The 11279-nt window shown below is 61.3% G+C and carries 8 protein-coding genes; 4 read left to right on the top strand and 4 right to left on the bottom strand.

Going from position 1 to position 11279, the window contains the following annotated elements:
* Positions 1-121: 121 nt before the first annotated feature.
* Positions 122-697, bottom strand: coding sequence for an ANTAR domain-containing response regulator (locus tag HU811_RS19400; protein ID WP_025212689.1), 576 nt, complete (start codon positions 695-697; stop codon positions 122-124).
* Between the two features lie 14 nt (positions 698-711).
* Positions 712-1923: a CmpA/NrtA family ABC transporter substrate-binding protein gene (locus HU811_RS19395; protein WP_092401753.1), complete on the bottom strand. Its 1212-nt coding sequence runs from the start codon at positions 1921-1923 to the stop codon at positions 712-714.
* Between the two features lie 238 nt (positions 1924-2161).
* Between HU811_RS19395 and HU811_RS19390 the strand changes: the two genes are divergently transcribed.
* Complete coding sequence (locus HU811_RS19390) at positions 2162-3181, top strand: quinone-dependent dihydroorotate dehydrogenase (protein ID WP_186657553.1); 1020 nt, start codon at positions 2162-2164, stop codon at positions 3179-3181.
* A gap of 307 nt (positions 3182-3488) precedes the next feature.
* On the opposite strand, the gene rmf is transcribed toward HU811_RS19390, so the two are convergent.
* A complete protein-coding gene (rmf, locus tag HU811_RS19385) occupies positions 3489-3704 on the bottom strand; it encodes a ribosome modulation factor (RefSeq protein ID WP_003223300.1) in 216 nt (71 codons plus the stop codon).
* A gap of 531 nt (positions 3705-4235) precedes the next feature.
* Here rmf and rlmKL point away from each other — a divergent pair.
* Complete coding sequence (rlmKL, locus tag HU811_RS19380) at positions 4236-6506, top strand: bifunctional 23S rRNA (guanine(2069)-N(7))-methyltransferase RlmK/23S rRNA (guanine(2445)-N(2))-methyltransferase RlmL (RefSeq protein ID WP_092459015.1); 2271 nt, start codon at positions 4236-4238, stop codon at positions 6504-6506.
* Positions 6507-6648: 142 nt separating this feature from the next.
* Positions 6649-9033 (top strand): sensor domain-containing diguanylate cyclase, encoded by a 2385-nt coding sequence (locus HU811_RS19375; protein WP_186657552.1) that lies wholly within the window; start codon positions 6649-6651, stop codon positions 9031-9033.
* Positions 9034-9182: 149 nt separating this feature from the next.
* Here HU811_RS19375 and dacB read toward each other — a convergent pair whose 3' ends face one another.
* Positions 9183-10649 carry a D-alanyl-D-alanine carboxypeptidase/D-alanyl-D-alanine endopeptidase gene (gene dacB, locus HU811_RS19370; RefSeq protein ID WP_092401742.1) on the bottom strand — a complete coding sequence of 489 codons (1467 nt, stop codon included), beginning with the start codon at positions 10647-10649 and terminating at the stop codon, positions 9183-9185.
* A 231-nt stretch (positions 10650-10880) separates the two neighbouring features.
* On the opposite strand from dacB, the gene HU811_RS19365 reads away from it, so the two are divergent.
* Positions 10881-11225, top strand: coding sequence for a YggL family protein (locus HU811_RS19365; protein WP_047227158.1), 345 nt, complete (start codon positions 10881-10883; stop codon positions 11223-11225).
* The last annotated feature ends 54 nt before the right edge of the window (positions 11226-11279 follow it).

The following is an 11279-nucleotide window of genomic DNA, read 5'->3' as shown; positions in this document are numbered from 1 at the left end:
TCTTCGCGAGCAAGCCCGCTCCCACACTTGATCTGGGCCGTTGACGAATGCTGCGTTCACCCTGGAGCCATGTGGGAGCGAGCCTGCTCGCGATAGCGTCGGGCCAGGCACTGCAAGGCTTTCAGCCGAGCAGTTCGTTCATCGCAATGATCTGCTCGGCCACCTGGATCAGCTTCTGCTGGCGACTCATGGCCTGGCGGCGCATCAGGGTGTAGGCCTGTTCTTCGTTGCATTCTTTCATCTTCATCAGCATGCCCTTGGCCAGTTCGATGCGTTTGCGCTCGGCCAGTTGCTGGTCCCGGGCCAGGAGCTGGGCGCGCAGGGCCTGGTCACTTTCGAAGCGCGCCATGGCCACGTCGAGGATTGGTTGCAGGCGCGCCGCGTGGATGCCTTCGACGATGTAGGCGCTGACGCCCGACTTGATCGCCTGGCGCATGACATCCGGGTCATGTTCGTCGGTAAACATGACGATCGGTCGTGGCTGGTCGCGACTGACCAGCACCACTTGCTCCATCACATCGCGCCCCGGTGACTCGGTATCGATCAGGATCACGTCCGGACGCACCGTTTCGACGCGCGCCGGCAGGTCGATGGTCAATCCTGATTCGTCGATGACTTCGAACCCAGCTTCAATCAGGGCGGCTTTGAGGCGGCCGACTTTTTTCGCGGTGTCGTTGATCAGCAGGATACGTAGCATGGTCGTGGCTCCTGTCAGCGGCTGGCGAAGAGGGGAGCCGCATCGCTCAAGGCGTGCAGTTTGAAGCTTTTGGCATAAGCGGCCGGATCCGAGCCGTCCCAGGTGGTGCCGTCGATCAATTGACTGCTGCGCATGTCCTGGCGGGGGGAGGGGATGTCCAGTGCCGCGCAGGCTTGACGGTATAGCTTGAGCTGCTGGACTTGCTGTGCCACGGCCAGGTAATCCGGGTCTTCACGCAACAGGCCCCAGCGGCGGAACTGGGTCATGAACCACATGCCATCGGACAGGTAGGGCAGGTTCACTTCACCGTTACCGTGGAAGCGCATCGCGTGAGGGTCCTGCCAGCTGTTGCCCAGCCCGTCGGCGTAGATCCCCAACAGGCGCGGCTCGATGCAATCCAGCGGCGCATCCAGGTATTCGGGCGCACTCAATAGTTGTGCGGTGCTGCGGCGGTTCTCGGTGCTTTGCTCAATGAAGCGACTGGCTTGCAGGATCGCCATCACCAGTGCGCGGGCGGTATTGGGGTATTGCTCGACAAATGCACGGGTGCAGCCGAGGACTTTTTCCGGGTGATCGGGCCAGATGGTCTGGGTCGTCGCCAGGGTGAAGCCCAGGTTCTGTTTTACCGCACTGGCGCACCATGGCTCGCCCACGCAGAAGCCGTCGATCCGTCCGGCCTGCAGATGGGCGATCATTTGCGGCGGCGGCACCACCACGCTGTCAACATCCGACAGCGGATGGATGCCTTGAGCGGCGAGCCAGTAATACAGCCACATGGCGTGGGTGCCAGTGGGGAAGGTCTGGGCGAAGGTCAGTTTCGGGCGAGTTTGGTGCACATGCTGTTCCAGTGCCTCAGGACTGGTCACGCCTTGGGCCTGCAAGCCATGGGAAAGATTGATGCTCTGGCCGTTCTGGTTCAGCCCCATCAACACCGCCATGTCGGTCGGCGCGACCCCGCCGATGCCCAGGTGCACCGCGTAGATCAGCCCATACAGGCTGTGGGCGGCATCGATTTCACCGCTGACCAGCTTGTCCCGCAGGTTGGCCCAGGAAGCTTGGCGCTTGAGGTTCAAAGTCAGCCCGTAAGGCTGGGCGAAGCCCTGGGTAGCGGCCACCACCAGCGGCGCGCAGTCGCTCAAGGCCATGAAGCCAAGATTGATCGCGCTCTTTTCCGGGGCATCGCTGCCGTTGACCCAGGCCAGGGGGTTGGCTGGAATTTCATTCATCGCGCATCACCTTTCCACAAAAAAAGGCGCCGTATCCGGACGTTTGCAAGGCCGGATGACGACGCCGTTGTCCTTCAAATACAGTGTGGCACTCATTCCGTCGTTGGCATGGGTGCCGATGAACGCAAGTGGTGCAAGGCATATGCCATCGCTGCTGTTTTGTGCAGGCGCCTCGCGTGCATCGTCGTTGCCCGGCTATAATCGTCGCCTCATTTCGTCGCCCGAGTCCAAGCCGCCCATGTACACCCTGGCCCGTGAACTGCTGTTCAAACTTTCCCCGGAAACCTCCCACGATCTGTCCCTGGACCTGATCGGCGCGGGTGGACGTTTGGGCCTCAATGGTCTGTTGTGCAAGGCGCCCGCTAAATTGCCGGTGAATGTGATGGGGCTTGAGTTCCCCAACCCAGTCGGGCTGGCGGCGGGCCTGGACAAGAATGGCGCGGCCATCGACGGTTTTGCCCAGTTGGGGTTCGGTTTCGTGGAAATCGGCACCGTCACTCCGCGTGCCCAGCCGGGCAACCCCAAGCCACGGATTTTCCGCCTGCCGCAAGCCGAGGCGATCATCAACCGCATGGGCTTTAACAACCTGGGCGTCGACCACTTGCTGGGACGTGTGGCCGCGGCCAAGTACAAGGGCGTGCTGGGCATCAACATCGGCAAGAACTTCGATACACCGGTGGAGCGCGCGGTCGACGATTATCTGATCTGCCTGGACAAGGTCTACGCCCACGCCAGTTATGTGACCGTCAACGTCAGTTCCCCGAACACGCCGGGGCTGCGCAGCCTGCAATTCGGTGATTCGCTCAAGCAACTGCTGGCCGACCTGGCTCGACGTCGCGCCGAATTGGCGGTGATCCATGGCAAACATGTGCCACTGGCCATCAAGATCGCCCCGGACATGACCGACGAAGAGACCGCACAGGTAGCCCAGGCCCTGATCGACACCGGAATGGACGCGGTGATTGCCACCAATACGACGCTGGGTCGCGAAGGCGTCGAGGGCGTAGAGCACGGTGACGAGGCAGGCGGGCTGTCCGGTGCGCCGGTGCGGGACAAGAGTACCCATACCGTGAAAGTGCTGGCCGCCGAACTGGCCGGACGCTTGCCGATCATCGCGGCGGGCGGCATCACCGAGGGCAAGCATGCTGCCGAGAAAATCAGCGCAGGCGCGAGCCTGGTGCAGATTTATTCGGGCTTTATCTATAAGGGGCCGGCGTTGATTCGTGAGTCGGTGGATGCGATTGCCGCACTGCGTTGATTATCAAGGTGCAACGCGATTCAACTGTGGCGAGGGGATTTATCCCCGCTGGGGCGCGAAGCGGCCCCAAACAGTTCACTCGTTAAACCTGACACTCTGAGGGGCTGCTGCGCAGCCCAGCGGGGATAAATCCCCTCGCCACAACTGGATTCACAGCTCAGATTTTTGCAGTGCTCACAAAACCCAGGCATTAAAAAGGGCTCCTCGAAGGAGCCCCCTGGGCCGAAGCCCGGCGTCCGGATGGGACGCGCGTGGTTAAATCGATGTGGGTATCAAATTGTCGAGTTCTTGAGTGTTAAGCCCTGTATCAGCCGACGGCGTGAAGTTCGTTGAGTCTATGGATACCCGCAGTGCCGGTCATACCGTCCCAGTTGTCGCCGCGTCCTTCTCGCCAGCCATTGATCCAGGCTTGACGTACCGACGGTAGAGTAAAGGGGCAAAGCTCACGGGATTTACCACCAACGCCATATTGGTAACCGCGTAAAAATGCTCTTTCCAACGGATCACGCTTAAGTCTTCTCATAGGGTGTTGCCCTCACTTGTTGACTGTTGCTTCGCGTTGACCTCTATCGAGGCCGGGGCAGAATCATTCTGCCGTTGGTGGCTCGTTGCCGGCGTGACGAGCCGAGGTGTTGACGCCGTTGCGACGTCAACCTGTGTTGAGTTCTAACCAAAGCGTCACATGGATGGAATGATCGTTTTGTCATAAGCACGTAACAATAAAGATGTTAGGGCGATAAGTAACATGATGTTCGTCACCCGCTTTTAGGCAAGACCCCTGTATGATCGGCCCTGCATCGAAGGGTGCAGCCCCCAGGCGAATGAGAATGTCCCCCTGTTGCACTCGGGTACTATTCGACGAAAGGGTCGAGTTTTCACAATTTGTTGCACAGAATTTTTTATCTGCCCTCGCCTCTAAGCTCTTTTAACCTGAGCGGCGAGGGCGGCACGGCACACTTTCGTGCCACGCGGGTGCTCTTGAGAAAAGCACCTGATTGAACCCGGCCCGGCAATGCGTTGCCCGGTCCACTTAGCCAAAGGCTCTGGAAATCCCATGTCCGATCGTTTCGAACTCTTCCTCACTTGCCCCAAAGGTCTTGAAGGCCTGCTTATCGAGGAAGCCGTCGGGCTTGGCCTTGAAGAGGCGCGTGAGCACACCTCGGCCGTGCGTGGCATGGCCGACATGGAAACGGCTTACCGCCTGTGCTTGTGGTCGCGCCTGGCCAACCGCGTATTGCTGGTGCTCAAGCGCTTCCCGATGAAAGACGCCGAAGACCTGTATCACGGCGTGCTGGATGTGGACTGGCAAGACCACATGCTCGCCGATGGCACCCTGGCGGTGGAGTTCAGCGGCCACGGCTCGGGTATCGACAACACCCACTTCGGCGCCTTGAAGGTCAAGGACGCCATTGTCGACAAGCTGCGCACCCCGACAGGCGAGCGGCCATCCATCGACAAGCTCAACCCGGACCTGCGCATTCACCTGCGCCTGGACCGCGGCGAGGCGATCCTTTCTCTGGACCTCTCCGGCCACAGCCTGCACCAGCGCGGCTATCGCTTGCAGCAAGGTGCCGCGCCCCTGAAAGAAAACCTTGCCGCAGCCATCCTGATCCGTGCCGGCTGGCCACGTATTGCCGCTGAAGGCGGGGCACTGGCCGACCCGATGTGCGGCGTCGGCACCTTCCTGGTGGAAGCCGGCATGATCGCCGCCGACATGGCGCCGAACCTGCGTCGCCAGCAGTGGGGGTTTACCGCCTGGCTCGGCCACGTGCCGGCGTTGTGGAAGAAGCTGCACGAAGAGGCCAGCGCCCGTGCCGCCGCCGGGTTGGCCAAGCCACCGCTGTGGATTCGCGGCTACGAGGCTGACCCACGGTTGATTCAGCCCGGCCGCAACAACGTCGAGCGTGCCGGCCTGAGCGAGTGGATCAAGATTTATCAGGGCGAAGTCGCCACGTTCGAACCCCGCCCGGACCAGAACCAGAAAGGCCTGGTGATCTGCAACCCGCCGTACGGCGAGCGTCTGGGCGACGAAGCCAGCTTGCTCTATCTCTATCAGAACCTCGGCGAGCGCCTGCGCCAGGCCTGCCTGAACTGGGAGGCCGCAGTGTTCACCGGTGCGCCGGACCTGGGCAAGCGCATGGGTATTCGCAGTCACAAGCAGTATTCGTTCTGGAACGGCGCCTTGCCGTGCAAATTGCTGCTGATCAAGGTCCTGCCGGATCAGTTCGTCACCGGTGAGCGTCGTACCCCGGAACAGCGCCAGGCCGAGCGTGAGCAGGCTGAGTACGAACAGGCGCCCGAGGTGCCGCAAGAGCGCCAGTACAACAAGAACGGCAACCCGATCAAACCGGCCCCGGCCCCAGCCCCCGTGGTTGAGCAGGCGCGGTTGAGCGAAGGCGGGCAGATGTTTGCCAATCGCCTGCAAAAGAACCTCAAGCTGCTGAGCAAATGGGCCAAGCGTGAAGGCGTGGACTGCTATCGGGTCTACGATGCCGACATGCCGGAATACTCCATGGCCATCGACCTGTACCACGATTGGGTTCACGTCCAGGAATACGTCGCGCCAAAATCCATTGACCCGGAAAAGGCCTCGGCCCGGCTGTTCGACGCCCTGGCCGCCATCCCCCAGGCACTGAATATCGACAAGAGCCGCGTGGTGATCAAGCGTCGCGAGCGGCAGAGCGGCACCAAGCAGTACGAGCGTCAGAGCGCCCAGGGCAAGTTCACCGAGGTCAACGAAGGCGGCGTGAAGCTGCTGGTCAACCTCACCGACTACTTGGACACCGGGCTGTTTCTCGACCACCGGCCGATGCGCCTGCGGATCCAGAAAGAGGCGGCCGGCAAGCGCTTCCTCAATCTGTTCTGCTACACCGCGACCGCCAGTGTCCACGCCGCCAAGGGCGGTGCGCGCAGCACCACCAGTGTCGACCTGTCGAAAACCTACCTGGACTGGGCGCGGCGCAATCTGTCGCTCAATGGCTTCTCGGACAAGAATCGCCTGGAGCAGGGCGACGTGATGGCTTGGCTCGAAGCCAGTCGTGACGAATACGACCTGATCTTCATCGACCCGCCGACTTTCTCCAATTCCAAGCGCATGGAGGGGGTGTTCGACGTACAGCGCGACCACGTCCAACTGCTGGATTTGGCCATGGCCCGCCTGGCGCCGGGGGGCGTGCTGTACTTCTCCAACAACTTCCGCAAGTTCCAGCTCGAGGACAATCTGGGTGAGCGTTACGCGGTGGAGGAAATCACCGCCAAGACCATCGATCCGGATTTTGCCCGCAACGGCAAGATTCATCGTGCCTGGAAGATCATGGCCCGCTGACCTTTAGTCGATTGGATCCATGAAAGCCTTGAAACTCAAGGCTTTCAGGCGTTTTTGTGCTGGTCAAAGTGATGGCTAATAGCTATAACTTAAGCCTGTGGACAGGGCGGTACCTATGCCTGCCCCTTTCTGAGTTGTATTTATGGCATTGCATCAGGTGCGCCCCAGGATCCTGGGTTTTATCAGCGAAGATGTGTCGGCCTGGCTGGTGGCTTCGCTGGTGCTGCTGGCCGGTGCGTTCCTGACCGGTTTGCTGACCTGGGCGATGGCCAGTCTGTTTGACCAGCAATTGCGCCAGCGCTTTGAACTGCAAGCCGAGGAGCGCTTCAGCCGCATCGTGGAGCGTTTCCAGGACCAGGAGCAACGTCTCGATAGTCTGCGGCGTTTTTTTGCCAATTCGGCCGGGGTTTCCGAGAGGGAATTCCATGGCTATGCCGAAGCCTTATTGCGGCGCACCCAGGCGTTTGCCTGGGCGCCTCGGGTGCTGCGCGACGAACGAGCATCGTTCGAACAACAAGCCCGGACCGAGGAGGGCGATACGTTTTCCATCCGTGAGCCAGACGACTCCGGTGGCCTGCGCCTGGCCGCCGAGCGGGACGAATACGTGCCGGTGCTGTACCTCCAGAGTCAGCCCTCCTTCAAGGCCCCACGGGGCTTGGATCTGCTCGCCCATCCCTTGCGCCGTGCCACCCTTGAGCGCGCTCGCCACCTTGACGCCATGGTGGTATCGCAACCGTTGGACCTGGTGGGTGAGGCTTCCACAACGGTGCGCGGGGTGTTGCTGGTCGCGCCGGTCTCCAAGGCGTGGTCCAGGGAACCGTTCGGTTACGTCGCGGCTGCCGTCAGCATGCGCCAGTTGGTGGGGGATGGCCTGCCGGCGCCCGGTCAGGACAATCTTTCGATGCGGGTCATGGACCTGTCCACGGACGATCGTGAGGAAGTGCTGTTCGAGTCGCTCAATCCACCGGGTGAAAGTGACTTGTCGGCGACCCGCCTGTTGCGCCTGGCCGATCGCGACTATCGGATAGAGCTGCGACCCAGTGGCATGTTCCTGTCCACCAACCCTTCTTCGATGGCAAGCGTGGTGATATTAGGTAGCTTGCTCAGCCTGCTCCTCAGCGCTCTGCTGTATGTGTTGGTCAGCCAGCGACAGCGGGCCCTGCAACTGGTCGAGCAGCGGACCCGAGAGCTGCGCGAGCGAGAGCAGGAGCTGCGGGGCACCCACGGCCAGTTGCGTGGTGTGCTGGATGCCGCGACCCAGGTTGCGATTATCGCCACGGATCTGCGCGGGGTGATCACCACGTTCAATGCGGGCGCCGAACAGATGCTTGGCTACGACAGCGGCGAGGTTCTGCACTGCATGACCCTCGAAAGCCTTCATTTGCCGCGCGAGCTCCAGGCCCGAGCGGTACAGCTTGCTGCGCGTTATGGCAAACCGATTCCCACGTGCCACGCAATGCTGGTCGAGGGCGGCGAACAGGGTGGCCAGCAGGCCCGGGAATGGACCCTGGTGCGCCGCGATGGCAGCCATCTGACCGTGAACATGCTGGCGACACCGATGCTCGATGATCAGGGGCTGTGGGTCGGGCATCTGGCGATCTGCATCGACATCACCGAACGCAAGCGCGTTCATGAGGCCCTGGCCGCCCGAGACCTGTTGCTGAAAAAACTCAGTGCCCACGTGCCTGGGGGCATCTACCAGTTCAAGATGGATTTCAACGGGCGTTTCAGCGTGATTTATGCCAGTGATGGCATTCGCGATATCTATGAACTCGAGCCCGAGACACTGGTGCGCAACGCCGAATCGATTTTCTCGCGTATTCATCCGCTGGACAGCGCGCGCGTGCGCAGATCGATCCGCACTTCGGCCGATACCCTGAGCCCATGGCGCGAGGAGTATCGCCTGCAACTGCCGCAGCGTGGGTTGCGCTGGGTGCGCGGCGAGGCCACGCCTGAGGAACTGCCGGGCGGTGGGGTGTTGTGGCACGGTTATATTTCCGACATTTCCGATCTCAAGCGGGTGGAAGAAGAACTGCGAGCCTTGTCAGTGACCGACGCCCTGACAGGTATTCGCAACCGGCGCTATTTCCAGGAGCGCCTGACCACGGAGATGGCCCGGGTGGAGCGGGGTACCGGGGAGTTGGCGGTCATCATGCTCGACATCGACCACTTCAAGCGCATCAACGATCAGCATGGTCATGCAGTGGGCGATCGGGTGTTGCAGGCGGTTTGCCAGCGCATCACCCAGCGGCTGCGACGCACCGACGTGTTCTGCCGGCTGGGCGGTGAAGAGTTTGTGGTGTTATGCCCGGACACCGACGGCGAAAGCGCCCATGCCTTGGCCGTGGGGTTGTGGGAGGGGTTGCGCAGCGCGCCGATCGAGGACGTGGGGGTCATCACTGCCAGCTTCGGCATCGCCACCTGGCGCGTCGGGGAGGGGGCGGATGCGCTGCTGTTGCGGGCCGACTCAGGGGTCTACGCGGCCAAGCAGGCCGGACGGGATCGGGTTGAGGCGCAGTTGGGCTGAGCGCTACCTGCGCCCAGAGTGAATATCTATGGGCAACCCTAAATGTGGGAGCGAGCCTGCTCGCGATAGCGGAGGTTCAGCCTCTATAGAGGCTGAATGTTCCGACGCCATCGCGAGCAGGCTCGCTCCCACATTGGTTTCGTGTCGGTTTAGAGCACCGAAGCCGTCTGCGGCAGTTTCGGCTGGCGGTACAAGTCCAGCAGCACCTGATCCAGCACCGACGAAGCGCCCCATGGCCGCGGGTCGTTGAGGATCGCCACCACGGCCCAGGTGTTGCCGTTGATGTCACGGCTGTAGCCCGCGATGGCGCGAACGGTGTTCAGGGTGCCGGTCTTGACGTGGGCTTCGCCGGCCATGGCGGTGGTCTTGAGACGTTTGCGCATGGTGCCGTCGGTGCCGGCGATGGGCATCGAGCTGATGAATTCGGCGGAGTACGGGCTGCGCCACGCGGCTTGCAGCATTGCCGCCATTTCCCGGGCACTCACCCTTTCGGCGCGGGACAGGCCGGAGCCGTTCTCCATGACCAGGTGCGGCGCGGTGATGCCTTTCCTGGCCAGCCACTGGCGTACCACCCGTTGTGCCGCCTTGGCGTCGTCACCGTCGGCTTCGTTGCGAAATTCTGCGCCCAGGCTCAGGAACAACTGCTGGGCCATGGTGTTGTTACTGTATTTGTTGATGTCGCGAATGATCTCCGCCAGGTCCGGCGAGAATGCCCGGGCCAGCACTTTGGCGCTTTTCGGAGTCGCCGCCAGACGGTCCTTGCCCTGGATGCTGCCGCCCAGTTCCTTCCAGATCGCCCGCACCGCTCCGGCGGTGTAGGTGGGGTGGTCCAGCAGCGCCAGGTAAGTCTGGGAACTGCAACCATCACCGAGCTGGCCGCCGACGGTCACGGTCACGCTGCCGTCCGCCTGGGGCACCGGGTTGTAGCGCACGCCACCGGTGCATTGCTTGGAGTTGAGTGCCTTGACCTGGTTTTCGATGCGAATGCTGGCAATCGGCGGCTCCACCGACACCAATACCCGGCCTGCGTCATTGCGGGCGACAAAACGCAGGGCCTTGAGGTTGACCAGCAGGGAATCGGGCTTGACCAGGAACGGTTTGTTTTTGTCGTTGCCGTCGTCGTTGAATTCAGGCAACTGCGGTTTGACGAAAAAACCGCGGTCCAGCACCAGGTCACCGGTCACCTGTTGCACGCCATTGGCCCGCAGGTCGCGCATCAGCAGCCAGAGCTTTTCCATGTTCAGCTTGGGATCGCCGCCACCCTTGAGGTACAGGTTGCCGTTGAGAATCCCGCCGCTGAGGGTGCCGTCGGTGTAGAACTCGGTTTTCCACTGGTGATTGGGCCCCAGCATCTCCAGGGCGGCATAGGTGGTCACCAGTTTCATGGTGGAGGCCGGGTTTACCGAGACGTCGGCGTTGTACAGGGTCGGGGTGCCAGGGCCGTTGAGCGGGATCATCACCAGGGACAAGGCGTTGTTTTGCAGTTTGCTGTTCTTGAGGGCCTTTTGCACATTGGGCGTCAGGGCCGTGTTGATGGTGGTGGCGCTGGTGGATGCGGGCAGGGCCAGGGGAAGAAGAAGGCTGGCCAAAAGCAGTGGACGCAAAGATCTGATCATTTGAAATAAAACCCTACGGGCGAGGGGGAAAAAACGAGGACATGAAGATGAACGCCCTCAACGTCATGAAAGTGTCGGCATTATGCCCCAAGGTGTAGCGGCTTGTGCCGTGCCTGAGCCCTTTGGGGCGCTATTTTTTACCGACGGTAGGCCCGCATACCCGATCAGGCGGGCAAACGGTGCACCAAACTGGTAGAGTGCCGGCCGTTATTACTTATGAGGATTGTTCCAATGGCGACTAACCGTTCCCAGCGTCTGCGCAAAAAACTGTGCGTGGATGAATTTCAAGAGCTGGGTTTCGAACTGAACCTGGATTTCAAAGAAGATCTGGCCGATGAGGCCGTTGACGCTTTCCTCGACGCTTTCCTGAAAGAAGCCATGGAAGCCAATGGTCTGGGCTATGTTGGCGGCGACGACTACGGTCTGGTTTGCCTGCAGAAGCGTGGCTCGGTGTCCGAAGAGCAGCGTGCGGCCGTTGAAGCCTGGCTCAAGGCGCGTCCTGAGCTGACCAGCGTTGAAGTCAGCCCGCTGATGGACGTTTGGTACCCGGAAAAGCCGATCAATCCGGTCGCTTGATGGTTTGAGCCGGCAGCCCGTTCCTCGGGTTGCCGGTCAAAAAGATCGCAGCCC

This window comes from Pseudomonas tehranensis, from assembly GCF_014268615.1.
Lineage (GTDB): Bacteria > Pseudomonadota > Gammaproteobacteria > Pseudomonadales > Pseudomonadaceae > Aquipseudomonas > Aquipseudomonas tehranensis.
The sequence above is the reverse complement of the archived record's forward strand: the minus strand, read 5'-3'. Positions and strand labels throughout refer to the sequence as shown.